The sequence below is a fragment of the Sedimentibacter hydroxybenzoicus DSM 7310 genome (assembly GCF_013403245.1).
Lineage (GTDB): Bacteria > Bacillota > Clostridia > Tissierellales > Sedimentibacteraceae > Sedimentibacter > Sedimentibacter hydroxybenzoicus.
Genome location: NZ_JACBNQ010000015.1, coordinates 17,570 through 36,802, shown reverse-complemented (window position 1 = coordinate 36,802; position 19,233 = coordinate 17,570). Strand labels below are relative to the sequence as shown.

The 19,233-nt window shown below is 32.4% G+C and carries 9 protein-coding genes; all 9 read left to right on the top strand.

What is annotated here, in order from left to right:
• Window positions 1-391: 391 nt before the first annotated feature.
• The 9 genes from HZF24_RS12475 (at window position 392) to dndC (ending at window position 19,230) form a co-directional block, all read left to right on the top strand.
• Window positions 392-3,502 (top strand): UvrD-helicase domain-containing protein, encoded by a 3,111-nt coding sequence (locus HZF24_RS12475; protein WP_179238660.1) that lies wholly within the window; start codon window positions 392-394, stop codon window positions 3,500-3,502.
• Window position 3,503: 1 nt separating this feature from the next.
• A complete protein-coding gene (locus HZF24_RS12470; RefSeq protein ID WP_179238659.1) occupies window positions 3,504-6,164 on the top strand; it encodes a hypothetical protein in 2,661 nt (886 codons plus the stop codon).
• Window positions 6,165-6,197: 33 nt separating this feature from the next.
• Window positions 6,198-9,539, top strand: a complete 3,342-nt coding sequence (locus tag HZF24_RS12465) for an SNF2-related protein (protein WP_246346126.1) — start codon at window positions 6,198-6,200, stop codon at window positions 9,537-9,539.
• Window positions 9,532-12,000: a DEAD/DEAH box helicase gene (locus tag HZF24_RS12460; RefSeq protein WP_179238657.1), complete on the top strand. Its 2,469-nt coding sequence runs from the start codon at window positions 9,532-9,534 to the stop codon at window positions 11,998-12,000. Before HZF24_RS12465 ends, HZF24_RS12460 begins: the two co-directional genes overlap by 8 nt.
• Window positions 12,001-12,011: 11 nt before the next feature.
• On the top strand, window positions 12,012-12,788 hold the full coding sequence (locus tag HZF24_RS12455; RefSeq protein ID WP_179238656.1) for a hypothetical protein: 777 nt from the start codon (window positions 12,012-12,014) through the stop codon (window positions 12,786-12,788).
• Window positions 12,789-12,802: 14 nt separating this feature from the next.
• A complete protein-coding gene (locus HZF24_RS12450; RefSeq protein ID WP_179238655.1) occupies window positions 12,803-15,904 on the top strand; it encodes an ATP-binding protein in 3,102 nt (1,033 codons plus the stop codon).
• Entirely contained in the window at window positions 15,901-16,563 is a 663-nt protein-coding gene (locus HZF24_RS12445; protein WP_179238654.1) for a hypothetical protein, read from the top strand. The genes HZF24_RS12450 and HZF24_RS12445 overlap by 4 nt, the downstream gene beginning before the upstream one ends.
• A gap of 89 nt (window positions 16,564-16,652) precedes the next feature.
• Window positions 16,653-17,723, top strand: coding sequence for a DNA sulfur modification protein DndB (dndB, locus tag HZF24_RS12440; RefSeq protein WP_179238653.1), 1,071 nt, complete (start codon window positions 16,653-16,655; stop codon window positions 17,721-17,723).
• Between the two features lie 10 nt (window positions 17,724-17,733).
• Window positions 17,734-19,230: a DNA phosphorothioation system sulfurtransferase DndC gene (gene dndC / locus HZF24_RS12435; RefSeq protein ID WP_179238652.1), complete on the top strand. Its 1,497-nt coding sequence runs from the start codon at window positions 17,734-17,736 to the stop codon at window positions 19,228-19,230.
• Window positions 19,231-19,233: the final 3 nt, after the last annotated feature.

The following is a 19,233-nucleotide window of genomic DNA, read 5'->3' as shown; positions in this document are numbered from 1 at the left end:
CTTTTTGATGTATATGTGTTTAATAAAGCAACATATTAAGGGTTAGATACTGCTTTAGTTGCATAAATAGAAATAAAAGACCAAATTAAAGAAGTTGTGTGATATAATAAAATTTATATTATTTTAATTTGTAATTGGATTTGTTTTTCAAAAGGGAAAAAGAGTTTCCTGCAAAAAACTATTTTAATTATTTATAGATTTATACATGAAAAAGAAAGATCTAAAAGAACTTGTATATATTTGAATTAGAACAATGGTAAAATTAGAAAATAACGAGAATGTTACAGTAGATGTAATGGCTAAAATTTGCTCTTGTCTATAATATAGATGACATTGTTAATATTAGTCCGAATAAAAATAAAGATGATAATTAACAACGGGGATTAAGAATATGGCTAAGATGATAGATGTAAAGCCTTCCTATAAAGGTGAAGGAAAAGTTTGGGATAGTTTATGCGAATACTTATCAAATGACACAGTTGTATACAACCAAAGAGAAATAAATGGTAGAGAATATGATTTCTGTATTATGACAGAAAATCGAGGCATTATTGTTATTGAGGTTAAAGGATGGGCGCCTGATAAAATAACTGTTAATGGTGTGGACAATATAGAAGTTGAGGGATATGACAAGCCACAAGGATCTCCCAAAAAACAGGCAAGAGCGTATAGATTTTCAATCCTTAATAAGATAAGTAGTATGTATAATGTAAGCCCACTTGTTTTAGATATGGTTTGTTATCCGTTTATATCAAGAGAGCAATATTACGAAACCAAGTTAAACATTATTTCTGAAGAACAATATACATTATTTAAAGAGGATCTTGAAGATAAAGATATACTGAATATTAAGATTCAAGAAGTATATAACATCAATAATGTAATTCCACATTCTGATTTTTCTTATGATCTTATGCTGAGAATAAGAAGAAATCTTGAAGCGGGATTAAAAGCAGTTAATGAAGAGAATAAAGTTTTACCTTATTCAAGGCTTCTTGTGTATCCGGTAACTATTTCAAAGATAGAGATAGATTCTCTTATAGACGAGTATTTTTTAGGTGTAAAAAATATTATTTTTGTAAATACACAAACTTATTATGAAGAAATACTCAGTTCTCTAAATTGTGCTTTAAAACAGCGTAATATTGATTATAAAAAGAATAATTTACATATAGGTTTTGATAAGGGTATTCCTTTATCACATGATAAAGATTGCTTCAAAATTTTTAATTTTGAATTATATTGGGTGAAGTCTTTAGAAAGTAAATGTTATGAGAAAATATGCATAAATGAAGGAAATGTAAGTTTAGCTTTTCATAAAACTTTAGAGGTATTGGCTAAGTGTTCATCATTTAATCTACAACAGTATAAAGTTGAACATGCCACTATGGAAAAAGACATTCTAGTTGAAGCTGGAGCGGGAACCGGTAAAACCTTTTTAATGGTCTCTAGAATTGCTTATTTATGTAACAATGAGAGTAATCCGATATCAGATATATCTAAAGAAATTGCAATGGTTACCTTTACAAATGATGCAGCTATTAACATGAAGAAACGGTTAAAACAGATGTTCATCAATTACTTTGTATTAACAGGTCATGAAAGATTTTTAAAGCATGTAGAAGATATAGACCGTGCTAATATATCAACGATTCATAAGTTTGGAATAAGAATAATGAGAGGTGAGTCTTTATATACAGGATTAGGTACAAATTTTAGAATTTCGTCTAATGAATATGATAGAGGACGCTCTTATGACATTTTCTTAGGTGAATATTTAGATGAGAGAGAAAGGGAGAATTCAAATTTTATAAATGAGTTTCCCATACCAATTTATGATTTAAAGAAAAAGTTAATGAATGTGGCTGATCGATTGTTCGATAGGAGTATCAATTTTGAACAGATAAAAGTACAAGAAATGGGTGTGACAGTAGAAAATAATATTCCATATTTTAATGACTTACTTATAAGAGTTGTTTTTCCAGCAGAAGCAATCTATCTAGAAATGATGAAAGCAAGTAATAAAGTTGATTTAAAAGAATGCTTAATTGAACTGAATAAAATACTATCAATGAGATGTGATAAACTTGAAAATTTGAAACTAAGGTATATGTTTATTGATGAGTTTCAGGATACGGATGATGTTCAGATTGGAGTATTTCAGAAATTACAAAAAAGTATAAATACAGAATGTAAGTTATTTGTTGTGGGAGACTTAAAACAGAGTATTTATAGATTTCGCGGTGCAAAATTAAATGCTTTTCAGAGGTTGCAAAATGGAAAAGAAAACGAATGGAGCCATTATAGACTAAATAGAAATTATCGAACAGATGCTAGACTACTTAAATTGTTTGATAGGATATTCTCTTTGATGGGATCACGACAAATACTTCCTTATACAAGAGAAGATGACCAGCTTGTAAGTGATGTAGTTACCGATGCAAAAGAAGATGAATTAATGATTTGTATGCCATGTCATGGTAAGGACAGTGAAAAAATATTGGAATTGCTAAATGATATTATTTTGTCGGAAAAGGCTAAAATAGAAAATTTGATGCAAACAAAGACATTAAGTAAGGAAGAACGAACAATAGCTATTCTGGTTCGAAGCAATTGGCAAGTTGAAAGTGTAGTTAATGCTGCAACAAAAAGGGATATTAATATTGAAATCAGTACGGGTGGAGATTTGTTTCAATTGCCATCAACTTTAGACCTTTACAAAATTGTTCTTGCAATAAGTCATAATACAAGTCCAGTATATTTGGTTAATTTTATTGAATCAAATTATACAAACCTTAAATTAGATTATACTAAAATGCATTGCATATCGGAAGAGGAAAAACTTAAACTATTGACAGGGGTACTAGATGAATTCTTTGAGAGAAGAATGGGAATGTCATGGAATTCTGTCTTATCAGAAGTGTATAGCCAGCCTATTTTATATGTACTGAAGAAAATATTTGATACTCTACAACCATGGGAAAATTATAGCTTAGTTCCAGACAAACAGAGGATGTACATAGCTAATTATGAATACTTATTGGAACGCATGATTAAGTTTTCTCGAATAGATGCTCTGACATTAAGTCAAGTTATTGAGTACTTAGGAATAAATATTTTAACAGGACAACAACAGTTGTCAAGATCTACAGAAGTAGACGACGATGGTGTACATGTGATTTGTACGACAGTACACAAGTCAAAAGGATTGGAGTATGGAACTGTAATTTTACCTTACACATACGAGGATATTAGTGATACCAAAAAGGTAAAGTTGGAGGCAAATTATGATGATAATAAATTGTCGTATACTGTGTTGTTTGAAAATGGTATAAGAGAACGAAATTCAAATTATAGTGAAAGCACTGAGGTCGATGAGCAAATAGCAGAAGAATCAAGAATTTTGTATGTAGCACTTACTAGAGCGATTAGAAGCTGTATTTGGATTAATAATTTAGATAGTACACCACATATTAGTTGGGCATCACTATTGGAGGAATAAAATGTCAATTATTATTTACACTTATCATGATCCATACAAAATAAACAAAGAAAAATTTTGGGATGAAATATCAAATTGCCCTTATTTTTGTGTGTCCCAGACTCTTGTAAATGGATTGAAAAGTATATATGGCAAGTCTTTTCAGATAGGCAGAGTAACAACCATAAAAAATTTGACTGACTCATTATATGAATTTTGGACAAGCACTTCATGCGCAGTAAAGCAACATGCGGATATAGACAATGTTATTATTAATTCAAGTAATGAAATAGGATTGACAGATGAAGAGTTAGATAATATTAGAAAATCATTTTTATTTAATCGAGATGAAGTGTTCAGTAGCATAAGAACAATGTTTGAATTAAGGATGATTCCTCAGAATATAGTGGATGAATATCTTACTCCAGAGCAAAGATATATTGTTGCAGTATTCAAAAATATACTTGAATCCGAGAAAGAAAAAGATTTCTTCCTAAAAGAAAATTTTACAGAAGAAGAGATTAATATTGCTCTTTCCAAAGCTATGAATAACGCGAGAAAAAATTCTAATTCTGAGGGCGAAGTGGAAGTGAAGGATTTGGATCATATTGTTATTCAAGGAGTTCATCAATTTTCACCTTTAATGTTAAGAACAATTGAGGAGATAAGTAAATATAAAAAAGTAATTCTATTGTTCAATTATCAGGAACAATACAAGAACGTATATCAAACATGGGTTGACATTTATTCGTCTTTTGATTGCAAAATAATAGATTATAAAGGAGATGAATTTCATCCTATAGATAGCAGTTCAATTAGCTATGAAGGCAACGTATTGGCACAAAATATGGGAAAACTTCTTTCGGGAAGAAAAGAAGATTTTTCTGTAGAGAAGCCATATAAAATAATCGAATTTGATAATATGACAGAATTTGCAGGATACGTAGCTCGAGTTTTTGAGGCTGCAGAGAGAAAAGACCCAGAGCATCCTATGTTGGCAATGAATGAGCAAATCTATGCAGCAGATAGTTCCGCAAACGATATTTTGAAGGTGTATTTTCCAGAACAGTTTGGAGAAAGACAATTTTTAAATTATCCATTAGGTCATTTCTTTATTGCAGTAGCTAACATGTGGGATTCAAGTGCAAATGGTACTGTGATTTCAGATTTAAATGATATTCGAGAGTGCTTAAGTGCTGGAATTCTTGAAGAAGAGACCCCTGGGAGATTGGCGTCAACATTTGGAAAAATGGAAGCATTATTTGAGGGATGCATTTCTGTTGATGACATGCTTACAAGAATAAAAAAGGTAAGAAAAAATCGTAAGTATTTATCAGATGATAAACGCCAGGAATATGTTAGTCATATTTCATATTATGCAGTATCTTTAGGTGAACTTTATGAATTAGAGATGGCATTAAATAATTTAGAAGAGTTAGCATCATTCTTTTATGAAGACTTTGAAAAAAGACCTAATAATTTTAAGGCATTTTATAAGCGACTAAAAAAATATCTGCAAGAAGAAATTCTAGAAGATAGAGAACTTGGAGAAGTGTTTGTAGACATTATTAATAGAGTGCTTAGCAGATTAGATGAAGTGGAGAACATTGAGGCATCCGCTTCATTTGAATGCTTAAAATCCACAATGTCATTATATTTAGTTCAAGAAACAAAACCTGGAAAGAGCGCCAATTGGATTGTACGTAACTTTGAACAAATTGATGGTGATGTTTTGCGAACTGTAAAGGAACAGGAAAGTAGTATCCTTCATTTTGCATGTTTGACTGATGAAGATATAAATTCGGTAAAAAATGGTGAATTCTCTTGGCCTTTAACGGGCGAGTTCTTTGAAGTTGCACAGAATCCAGTAGATTGGAAATATCAAGTATATGTTAAAGCTAGAAAAGAGTATAAGAACTTTAAAAGATATGCGTTAATCTACGGGTTAGAATTTAATAGAGGAAAGTACAAATTAAGTTTTGTAAAACGAGATGGAGATCAAGAAAGAGAACCATATTATTTGTTAAAAATCCTTGGAATTAAAAAGGAAAGGAATATAGATAAACGTATAAAAAACAAATTAGAAGATTTCTCAGATATAAACTTTAAAGTAGGTTCTGTGGGAAAATATACTTCTTACGATTATTACAGGTATAGAATCTGCAAACAAAGATTTTTATTCGAAACCCTATCAGAAGGGAATACCGTTTATAAGGATAACTTTTTGTTGGTCAAGTATTTGGAAGTTTGGTTAGAAAATGAAACCAAAGAAAGTATGCAAGGGTTACCTTGTAGTGAAATTCTTTTGCTGGAAAAGTTAAATGAAATCTATGATGAAATAAAGAAGTATTTCCCATTTGTATTGAATGTCAATCGAATAGATATTATCAACAATGTAAGAAATAGATTAAATAAAGATAAGTCTTTTTCTGTTTTATCAGAAGAAAATAGAAAATATATGATGATACGCGAACTTTTCATATACAAACAGTTAAAGGATCCTAAAAAGTTCAACCAAGATGTTTTAAAGGACAAATTTCCGGATGTTAATCAAGATAAGATAGACCAAGACTTGTCTGTTGAAAATCTTAAAGAAATTAAATTCCGCAGTGATACTAATTTATGGTGTAAATATTGTACTAATCGCGAAATATGTGTCGCTTATTACGCCAATATAGAATAAATAAAATGGAGACCGATTATGCTTAATACAAAAATGTATGTTAGATGCCCTGCAGATAAAGAAAGCATGGCAGAACCACGAATTTTCGTTTGTGGGCATATAATAAAAGTTGATGAATTTAAACGTACCGTATCGGTTAAAATATATGATCCATTTCAATATATGATATTTTTTGAGGATCTATCAAAGGGGACAATTGAAATTCCAGAAGGGGTGGTAGAGAGGTGCAGCTTGTTTGTTGGATCTACGGTCGTTTATAAAGGAATTAATCACAGAATTCTTTCAAACCAGAAAAGTAAAGATAAATATTACTACTATTATATTCAAAATTTAAAAGATAAGAGTATATATAAGGTCTGTGAGAAAGATATTATTGCATCCTTTAACAATGGACAGATAGATCCATGTACACAGCTGAAAAGGTATGAATTTCAGAATCCGTGTTGGTATTTAGGCAGAGCTGTTGTTTCTAAAAGTATGAATATTTTAGAGAACTCTATTTATGGTTTTAAGGAACTTGCCGGATCAAAAATTTACTTATTACCACATCAGGTCAACACTATTATGAGATGCCTCCAGGAGTCTCCATGCAGATATATGTTAGCCGATGAAGTTGGAATGGGAAAAACTGTTGAAGCCATTTCTGTTTATAAAATATTTTCAATAAATCAGAGTAATACAAAATTATTGGTGATCGTGCCAGAAGCATTAAAAGCTCAATGGAAATCAGAGCTGTTACTAAAATTTAATATACTTGTGGGTATTGGTGCGAACAATAACTTTGTTGAGGTTAAGACGCTGGATGAAATAACTAGCAATAATATAAGTAAAATGTGGGATTTTGTCATTATTGACGAGGTTCACAAATATCTGTTTTCAATGAATGACTATGCGAAACTACATACAATTAGTAAGAATGCTAAAAATTTATTACTTTTAAGTGCAACTCCAGTTCAGCAAAAAAAAGAAGAGTATTTGGATTTATTAAGACTGCTTCTGCCTTTTAAATATGACAATTACAGTGTCGAAAGATTCGGAGAGCTAATTAGTAAGCAAAGCAGAATTATTCAAAAAACTGCGCTGATTTTAGATGATTTGGAGGATTTAGAAGAAGAAATTGAGAACGCCAAAGATGAACTGGAAGATGCGCATGAATCTGAAGATTGTAAAGAATTATTTGCAGAAATTCATGATGATTTAGAGGAAATATGCGATGAATTAGATGATGAAAAATTATTAGAGTTTCTTGGGAGAATAAATTTTGCTGATAAGGACCTAGGTGTTTATTCAATTAAAGTAATTATTTCATATATTTGTAGTAATTATCAGATTGAGAGCAATATCATCAGGAATAGAAGAAAGCTTTTAGAGTCAGAAGATGAAGAAGAAAAACTAATGGCGACTCGGGACCTTGTAGAAATAACGTATTCTGCAGACAATGAAAAAAATTCATATGAATATCTTACATACAGTGAGTTATCAAATTGGATTATCCATGAATTAGAAGTGGGATCAGCGGATGTTGATGTAGATATAAGACCATTATTATCAGCATTTTTTAGTTCGCCATGGGCTTTTGTTGAAAGAGCATCCAAGCTTGGATTAGGAGAAGAAATTATTGAAAATGCGAGAAAATGGTTAGAAACAGAACAGTATAATATAGACAATATCGTAGATGCTTTAAACGATCCGGATCAGTATGGTGAGAGTTATTCTTCAAGATTAGTTGTTGTGCTAGATGCGTTATTTGATGAATTATACGATAAGAAGGTAGTTTTATTCACTAATTATAAGGAAACTTTTAGAGCGTATAGAGAAGCTCTTATACATGTTTTTCCTGAAGAGGAAGTAAGTTTCTTTGGCGCAGATATGGAGGCGGAAGCAATAGAACTAAATGCATATAGATTTCAAACACAATCAGAGTGCCGAATAATGTTATGCGATTATACAGGTGGTGAAGGACGAAATTTTCAGTGTGCTGACTATATTGTACATATTGATTTGCCATGGGATACAAGTGCGATTGAGCAAAGAATAGGACGATTAGATCGTCTGGAAAGAGATATGTCTAGACCAGTTGTATATTCTGTTGTTGTTCATACCATAGATACTTTTGAGGATGCATTATTTAGTTTCTTTAAGAATGGACTTCAAATATTTAATCAGTCATTGAGTGGAATGGAAATCATCATGAAAGATATTAATGATGAGATTGTTTCTGCTATTAAGGAAGATTTTAAATATGGATTGTTTAATCGAATTCCTAAAATAGTAGATCTTGCAAACTCAATGCGTGACGTAATTAGAAAAGAGCAGAATTTTGATGCGGCGGGATTTATTTATAGGCCAATGTATTCTGAACTTAGAAGATTAATTGAGTATTATGCACAGAATGAAAATGAGTTATTTGCAATGACCATGTCAAACTGGGCAAGTTTAGCTGGATTTCATGGAAACGTGAAAAATACAGAAATATCATATTCTGCTACATCGTTTTCGCCGAAATCAGCTATTAATTCTCAGCTAATTCCGCCACGATGGAATGATTATTTAAATTCTGAGCAAAACAAGTTTTTAATAGATGTTCAAGCATCATATGATAAAAGTATTTCAAGAAAATCTCAGGATAGAGCAATACGAGGAACTTTTTCAAGAAAGTTAGCAATAGAGAATGATTATCTGCATTTCTTTGCGCCAGGAGATGAAGTATTTGATTGTATTGTAGATAATGCTATGAAATCTTGTAAAGGATGTGCAAGTGCATTTGCAGTAAGAAGCAGAGTTAATTGGTGTGGATTAATATTTACATGGTCTATTGCACCTAATAATGCATACATGCTGGATAACGGAGTTTCACTTTATGCAATGAGCCCATATCGAAACTATTTATTATCTGAGCAAGTTATTTCTCCTATTACAATCTCAAATGATGATTCATTATCCGATGAAGAAATAGTAAGAGAGTACCTTTCGATAATTAATATTGGCTTTATTAAATCAAAAATCGTCCATTTAGGTAAGAGGAGCAGAGAGGCTCAGTTTCTGAAGGATGAGTTTGCAGGAAGAAACATAGACTGGTTTAAACAAAAATATGGTGGAGAAAATTGGGAGGAATTTATAGTTTCATCAAGAAAAGAGTCATATAATAAGGCGCTCGAAATATTCAAAAGAAGATCAAATATAAAAGGTGCTAGAGAAGAAATGGAAAGAACGTTATCTGCACGAGTGGCAAATAGTGAATATTACGGACTAAGCGATGAGGGAATTGAATCGCTTAAGGCAACACAAACAATAATATTAGATGCAATTAAGCGACCAAAGATTCACTTGGAATCAGCAGCGTTTGTAATGATGATTGGAGCAGATGATGAATAAGGATTCGATAACTTGCTTGGTAAGTCAATATTTGAACAATGAGATCAATTCTATTCAAATAGACTTTGAAAGTGGAACGAACTCTAGAGAAGAATTTTATTTAAAAACAGTGAAGCGACTTACAAGAGCATATGAATTGTATCTTGAGAAGTCGGTATATAAAGATGATTATTTGCTTGCATTACGTGATTATCTTTTAACGTTTGACACAGCGATAAAATTTAAGAAAGATTGCTTCTTAGATGACAATGAATATGGAATTGCCTTTGATGAGATTGATCAGAAATACTTTGCATCATTTCAACTACCAAGCTATGTAAATGAGAAATTTGTAAACGAAGCATTTATTAGAACTGTTTCTGAACAACATGTAGCGCCTGATAGTAATCTGCTTACAGATCCTATGATTTATGCAATGACAGGATATACTCATTTTAAATCTTTGGATCAAAAGTTAGCTGTTTATGGAGCTTTGAATACACCGGAGGGATATACAACGCTCGTTTCACTGCCTACAGGAGGAGGAAAGAGTTTAGTCACGCAGACGATTTCATATCAAAAAGATAGATTAACAATAGTTATAGTACCTACTGTTTCATTGGCAATTGATCAGGTTCGAGTAACAAAGCAAGTTATTAAACGAGATGACAATGATAATGAAATCTTTTCATATTCCAGCGGGATGAATGCTGGCCCAATTTTAAAAGCTATTAAAGATAAGAAGGCCAAAGTATTATTCATCTCACCGGAAGCATTATTGGAGAACCCTAGTTTTGCAGAGGCTATAAAAGAAGCCAATAAATGTAGATATTTAAATAATATAATAATAGATGAGGCGCATATCGTTGTAGATTGGGGTGCAACTTTTAGAGTTGATTATCAGTGCTTAGAATCTTGGCGAAATATGTTGCTTATGACAAATCCATCTTTACGCACTATTTTGCTATCCGCAACTTTTGAGGACCGATGTATTGAGACATTAAAAGATTTCTTTGAAGTGAACGGCAAGTGGATAGAAGTGAGATGTGATGCACTTAGACATGAACCGCGATACTGTGTGGTTAGAGCAAAGAGTAATAAGGAAAAAGAGAAAGATATTGTTGAATTAGTAAGAAAATTACCTCATCCAATGATAATTTACGTTGCTCGTCCGATCGATGCTGACTATATAAAGACGCTTTTATCTAATTCGGGAATTAAAAATGTACGGACATTTACTGGGTTAACCGGCTCTGCTCAGAGAAAAAAATTAATAGAAGAATGGGTCGATGACCAATATGAAATAATGGTTGCAACATCAGCTTTTGGAGTTGGAGTTGATAAAGGAGATGTTAGAACAGTTATTCATACATATATTCCGCAAAATGCTAACACATATTATCAAGAATTAGGAAGAGGTGGTCGAGATCACTTACCGTGTTTAAGTATAATGTGTTTGCATCCAGGAGATGAGACTATTGGAAAAGATAGAATTAAAAAGCGAGTATTAACGACGAAAAAAATATGGAGAAGATGGGATAGCTTATATAACAACACTCAATCTGTCAGATCGTCCAATAACCGAGTGTTTATAGATACTTCTATTAAGCCTAATTATGCAAACGACGACATATTTGATGATTCTCCGATAAGCGAAGCTGATAGGAATTGGAATATTTATGTTTTGCTGTTCCTTAGAAGGTACAATTTGATCCGCATACTTGAGGTAAAAATAGAGAATGGACATTACTTTATACTAATCGAAATAGTAAATGACAGATTGCGAGTAATTGATGATGTTCTAAAGGTTCATATTGACAAAATCAGAGAAGAAGAGTGGGATTTTTATAATTCATCATATAATATGATGGTTAATGCAGTAAGAAGTAAAAGCAAAGAATGTATTTCGGAATTATTTTATAAAACTTATTCAAAAGTATATGAATACTGTGCTGGATGTAATATACACGATATACCTATAATCGGAGATTCTCATAAGTTTCCATTAAAAAATAGGGTTGATGAGCCATTAAGAGTACTATCAGAAGAACAATTATTGCCATTTGGAGAATCAAATGAAATGGTTGTTTTAGTAAATGATAATGAAAGAATGAATTTGTTAAATCGCCTTGTTGAAAAAGGAGTTTCAATGATAGTTGTTCCTGAAGGTATGCAGAATTCTGAAAATATATTGGATATTAATAGTAAAAGGAATATCCTAGTAGTGGTAGTGAAGGATGTTTATATGTTGTTGAAGGCACATGGATATTATTTCACTTCTGGTTTGGTAGCAGTAGTATATCCAGATGATGAAAGAATAATTGGGCAACAATATATAACTATAAAAAATAATTTGTGTGGTAAGAGTGCAACTAAGATAATTCACATTATAAAAAACAATGCGTATGTTAATGAGGCAGGTAAAACTTTCGTTGAACTTGTAGATGGTCCAAGTGTTTTACCTAGTGTTATATATACATAGAAAGGGAAATTATGTTTAAGGATAAAATGGTAACAACAGCTATTCCGGAGAGAATATTTGCCTTGTGCAAAATTGTAGAAAAGGGACCAATTGTATCTTATGAACTTAAAGAGAAGATGGAACCTGAATATTTGGAAAATGGTTCGGTTTATTTCAATGATTACAAAAATGCTGCTTTAGAATTGGGATTAATTTCAATTTCGGATGATCTGATTTCTCTTGCTGTAGATGCAAAGGTAATAAAAAATATTGAATGTATGAGGACATACATTAATTCTAGGCTGGAAATGTTTAATACTGGTCAGTTTTATCTAGTTACAAAAGCATATTTTGAAAAGGGAAGTGATATTTTTAAAGAAGATAAAAATATTGCAAATTTAGGACCCTTATTTACTCAAATGACAAACTATCCGGTAGATGCAGTGGCAATGCGTTCTTGGAGATTTTGGGCACAGTTTTTAGGGTTTGGATATCTGCAAGAGATGTTTATTATTCCAAATGCATGTGTTTTTTTATGGGATACTATTTGCAATGCTTCACTTGAAAAAGAAAGAATGTATTCTGTAAGTGAATTTGTAAATGCAATTACTCCAATGAGTAATATTATTATTGATTCAGACACAGCAAATAGAACCTTTAATTATGGAGTGTCAAATGGATTGAGAGCATTACAAGATGTGGGAAAGATAAAAATGGATCACATATTGGACCAGAAAGATACGTGGACATTGTACCAATTAAAAGCTTACTCAAATGACTCGACAATTACACATATTTCAATAATGTAGGTAGGAGGTAGATTATGAATTCAGAAGTAGCAAAAGAACGAATTTCATATGTGGCAAGACCGGATTCAATCACCTCATCCGAAGGTGATTTCTTGGCAACGCATGTTGCTGTAAATAAATTAAGAGTATTAGATAAATTTGATATCTCCCCGAGTGAAAAAAAGACATTTTCAGAAGAAGATATTTTTAAAAAATATATAAGTAATCCTGAAGACATGCATCAGTTTATAGCAGTCTATGGTCAGAGTGGAACGGGGAAATCTCATCTAATTAGGTGGTTTGAGGCGCGTTATGAGCAAAGTAAGCCAAAAGATGAAGTTATATTGTTTATTAGACGAAGTGATAACACATTAAAAGGAACTATCCGACAACTTTTGGAGAAACCAGAGGTTCAGGGGATTAGCAATAAAGATGTTTATGAACGATTGCTGAAGGCGTCATTGTCTGTTGACGAGAATAAGCTTAAAGATATGATTTATCATAACTTTATTATCGAAATTCATAACGATCAAGATGAACAAGATATAAAAATTACAAATGTTAAAAGAAAGCGTTTAGAAGCTTTCTTAAATAATGAAGTAGTACATGATTATCTAATGGGTGAAAAAGGACCTATTGAGAGAATATATTCAAAAATAGCTGAGCATACATTGGTTGATAGAGATACCGTTGCCAAGTTTAAAAAGGAAGATTTTATAGTTACTGCAGAGTTGGCTGATAGTATATATAGTGCTGGTGCTGATCCAAAAGCTGAGAAAATGGCTCGTGAACTTATGGCTGATGAAAGCGGTATCGAAGATGCCAAAAAGATTGCTGACTACTTGAATCAATTTGTCAGTGAAGTAATCCAGAGATGTGCTGGAATTGAACCAGGAGATTTCAAACAGATTTTCATGGATATACGTAAAGAACTCTATCGTTTGGATAAGAAATTGACTATTTTTATTGAGGATGTTACATCATTTACTGGTGTAGATACCGCAATTTTAGACGCATTACTAGAGGCGCATACCGGAAAGAGGGATGGAGAAAAACTTTGCAGAATTTCATCTGTTGTGGGTACTACAAACAGCTATTTACAGGATAACTTTAAAGATAATCATAAAGACCGTATTACAAAATACATTTATATTCCAAGCGATGTATTAGACGAAAATGGGTTGTATGAGTTTGTAGCCAGATATGTAAATACAATGTCTTTGTCAGAAGATGTTATTTCAGACTGGGCTGCAGGACATGCAAATCCAGAGGATTATCCAATTCATGATGTTATTGAAGGAAAAAATTGGGAGTATATAGATATTAGTCATGAAAAAAAAATCAATATATATCCTTTTACTAAAAGAAGTATTTTGTATTTTTATCAAAATGTTTTAGAAAAGGGACATCAAACTCCTAGATATATAATTCGTGATATTATCGAACCAGTGGTTAGAGATGCGATATTTAATAAGAGTAATTTTCCAAGTATCGATGTGAAAATTGTGAATGTTAATACTACATTGAGCTTTAGAATTCATTCACAGATTAGAAACGAAAGTTCAGCAGATAGATTGCTAAAATTCATGAGTGTCTGGGGAAATGGAGCACCAGATCAATATGAAAAGGATGGAAAAACATACATTTCCGCTATTCAAAAAGAATTGTTTGATGATTTTGGTTTTCCAATACTTAATATGGATGTCATACAGGCTCCAACTCCAGAATCTGTAAATCCTATAAACTCTGTAAACACAGTGAGTCCGGTGAACAATGAGGCGCATACAGAAGGAAATGATCAGATAGTTCCGGATGCAAAAATAAAAAAGTTAAATGAGGCAAATACATTATTGACTAAGTGGACAAATGATCATGTGATAGATATTTCCGCGACTGTTGGAGCTGCAGGTACGGTTCATTCTGCTGTATATGATGAAATGCCCGATTATTTATATACTGCTATTAACTGGCAGGCTGAAGGTATTTCGATGGATAATGCCAAGAAAGTTAAAGATTCCTCTGTATTATTTATTGCCCTTGAGGGACAAACAAAGAAGGAGGGACTTTATACGCTTCCTGCAACATGGAATAATTTGAATATTTTACTTGCATTTATTCGATGGAAAGAATACGGAAATAAAAGCTGGAATTACCCGGATGCTGATTTTGATGCGTACTTGATAACAACTTGGACAGAGTCTATAAGGAAAGAATTAGTTAAAAAGGTATCTGAATATAAGGATGGAGAAGAATCAAGATATATTGAGGCTGCGGTTACAGCGGAAATGTATAGAATCATTTTAGCAGGAGAATTTAGAGAGAAAAGTTTAAAAAACTTTAATGGTCAAACATTGTTGGCAAGTAAACCTAATAAGCTAGCTAACAACTCTCATAGCACAGAATGGAGATCCCTTTTAAATGTAATGTCGCAGAAAGGCGCTGATGTTAACAATCAGCAAACTGTAAGAAGATATTTCAACATTGGACAAGGTGGAGCAAGTTCAAATGTTGTCTTAGATTCCCTTTTGCTCTCTAAAGTATTTGGAAAAGTTAAAAGAAATAAACTAGTGATTGCAGAAGATGAGAAACAGAGCGACGATAAGATAAAACAGAGAAGGGATGCTTATGCATTTTTAAATGATATTGAAGAACGATTAGATAATGTGGCAAAGGCTGAGTTAAGCGCTGGTCGTGAACAAATACAAAGAATTTATGATGCGTTTGGAGACGATGAAGTAGGTGAGGAAGAATTATCTATATTTACCGAGCGCGTTAATAAATTCTACGAAGAGGCAAATAAATCTCAAGTTAATGTAAAAGAAGTGCCTTTAGATGGGATAAAGAAAAGAGATCAGATTAAAAAGGCAATCTCTGATATTGCAAGTGTATTAGATGAAGATGATTCACTTACGATAATTATGGCGTTTTCTGGGGATCCAATTAAGACATTAAAACCACTTGTAGAAATAATTGAAAATCTCGAAAAGGAAGTGGAGAAAGCAAATAATATTGTGACCACAAAGAAAGCTAGTTTAGGAACTGACGGGTTTGAAGATACTGGTGAAGATAGATATTCAGAAGAATTAAAGAGCATACAAACAAATAAGCAAAAGCTTGAAGGGATGGTGAATGCATGATTTTCGAGGATTTAGTTAAAACAACAAAGGACATGCAGGATCTTCAAAGAAGAGCAGCCATAAAAAAAAATAAAGATTTACAGGAAGCAACTGATGAAAAATATCGTTTGTTGTTGACTCAAATAAATAAGTTTGTTGCTACAATTGAGTATTTATACACTGTAGCGAAAATTGAAAAAAATAAGGAGATTATTTCTTCAACGATTGAGCTATTAACACTTCTTGAATTGGCTGTGGAATCAGGCTTTGCTATTCAGGATAATGTCTCAATTGCAGAAACTTCGTATAAAAATATTCAGGGTGAAATGAAAAAAGATTGGCAGAAACAATATTCTAATTTAACAAGTTCAACAGTAAGTACTTTAGAAGCTATTAAGGGAATTGACGCTGAAAGTGTTTCAAATTGCTTGCGAAAAATTCAACCAGCGGAAATTTGGGATACTAATGTAAAGAAATACCAAACAATGAATACAGGATTAAATGAGGCTGATCAGTTAATCGCAAGTTTAGGACTTGATGATGGAATAATTTCTTTCTTGCAGAATACGAATGCAGGGCGAGCTACACTTAAGGATTTGGATGACAAAGTATTAGCCTGGATAAGAGATGAACAGTTAGAGAGCAAAATTAGAATATCTTTTGTTAAAAAGTTGGGATAAATTTTATAGATATCGATTGACAGCAAGTACACTCGACGATATACTTAAGTAGATACTTAAGTATATCATTTTTATTATGCGGAGGAAGTATGGAATTTGTATATAGATTTCCTGTTGTTAGAGGTATTCAGGCTGGAACAAAATTTTACATTGCGATGGTCCCATTAAAGATGCTTTCTAAGATGTTTCTGGTAGATGATGAAGAATTTATTTTGCCAGAATACAGAGCCCAAAGAAAATTAAATGAAGCAAGAATCCCTGTAATTAGTAGATACATACTGGATAATAGAGATTCTTATGTATTCTCAGCACTTGCTGCTTCAATTGATGGAGAATTTTCTTTTGAAGAAAATGATATTAATCATGATACAGGTATATTAGAAGTGTCCATGGATGCACATTTTTTGATTAATGATGGGCAGCATCGAAAATCTGCCATTTTGGCAGCGCTAAAAGAAGATCCTACACTAGAAAATGAGACGATATCCATAGTATTTTATGCGGATCAAGGATTAAAGAGAAGTCAACAAATCTTTACGGATTTAAATAAAAATGCTGTCAAGACATCAAACTCCATATCAGAACTTTATGATTCTAGAGATGAAATGGCCGTGATAACTAGAAACGTAATATGGAACATAGAATTCTTAAATATATATACGGATAAAGAGAAGGACATACTTGGAAAGTTTTCGTCGAGTTTATTTACATTAAACACATTTTACACAGCTAATAAAAGCATTGTAGGAAGGAATCAAAATGGTGATTATGAGAGTTTCTTACTGAGTTATTGGGATTTAGTTGTAAAAAATATGAAGCAGTGGAAAGATCTTCGAAATCGAGAGATAACCAAAGTGGATTTAAGAGAAAACTTTATAGCAACTCAGAGTATTGTAATTCAAGCATTTGGTCGAATTGGCAATTATTTTTATTCTAATGAAGTTGAAATGGAATTGTATCTTGAGAAAATAGAAAAGATTAACTGGAGCAGAAATGCAAAACAGTGGTATATGAGAGCAGTTGGCAAAAATGGTCGGATAATAACAAATAAAAAAGCTGCAATGCTTATATCAAATGTTATTAAGAAAGAGATTGGTATTCCTCTTACACAAGAAGAAAAGAATGCAGAGGAAGCTTTAAAGAAAACAATAGAAGAATAGAGGATATAAGATGGCAATTGCAAAGGAGACAATCGATGGGTTGATTGTTACTATTCAAAATCTATATATTGCGGATGATATTCCTTGGATGATTGGATATTCCGGAGGTAAGGATAGTACAGCTGCAGTTCAGCTTGTTTGGATGGCAATTGAAAAACTTCCTGAAAATGAGAGAAAAAAGGCAATTCATATTATGAATACAGATACTTTAGTTGAATCGCCTGTTGTATCAAAATGGGTTGAGAAATCACTTGAGTCTATGAACAAAGAAGCAGAAGAGAAAAAACTACCTTTCATTCCCGAACGATTAATTCCAGATTACAACAATACATTTTGGGTAAATTTAATAGGAAGAGGATATCCATTCCCAAGAATGAAATATCGTTGGTGTACAGATAGATTGAAGATTCAGCCTGTAAACAATTTTATAAAGAATAAAATAGCTGAACATGGAGAAGTGATTCTTGTACTTGGGACTAGAAAGCAAGAAAGTTCAAGACGAAATAGAACGATGACAAATCTTGAGAAGAAAAGAGTTAGAGAATTATTAAGTCCCAATCCGACATTAGCAAATGAATTAGTTTTTTCTCCAATGGAAGATTGGACTGATGATGATGTTTGGGCTTTTCTGATGCAGTATAAGAATCCTTGGGGATATTCAAATATGGATTTAATGACAATGTATCGTGGTGCGACAGCAGATAATGAGTGTCCGCTTATGGTAGATAGAACTTTACCTTCATGTGGAAAAAGTCGTTTTGGTTGTTGGGTATGCACCATGGTTGAAAAGGATAAATCTATGGAAGCAATGATTGCGAATGACCAAGAAAAAGAGTGGATGACTTCATTGCTTGAGTTTAGAAACGAATTTGGAAATGAAGAAGGGGATCGTGAAAGAAGAAGTTTCAGGAGAATGAGAGGAAACCTTCAAGGAAATTATGGGAAATTATTTCATGGACCATACAAAAAGGAAGTCAGAGAACATTGGCTTGAGAGATTATTATCAATACAAAAAGATATTAGCGAAAATGGGCCTGAAGAGTTTAGTGATCTTGAATTGATAAGATTACCGGAATTACAGGCAATAAGACGTATTTGGGTGAATGATAAGCATGAGTTTGACGATTCGTTACCCAGAATTTATGAAAAAGTATTGGGTAAACCGTTTGAGGATCCGGAATGGATTCATAATGAAAACTTTGAAAATGATGAATGGGAAATTCTGAAAACAGTATGCTCAAAAATGTATCCAGATGAAGAACTGGCTTTTGAAATGATGTATACCTTAATTGACATAGAGAATAAAGCGTCTGGGGTAAATCAGAGAAAAGGCATTCTTGATGATATTAATAGTACATTGGAAAAGACCTTTTACAAGAATGAAGAGGATGCAACACAATTTTATTCTGAAATGATGATTCGAAAAAAAGAGTATGGCGGTAAGTATAATGAGAAATTTTTGGATTTCCAACCGTTAGAGTCAGAATTTGAAAGTGATGAGGAATAATAG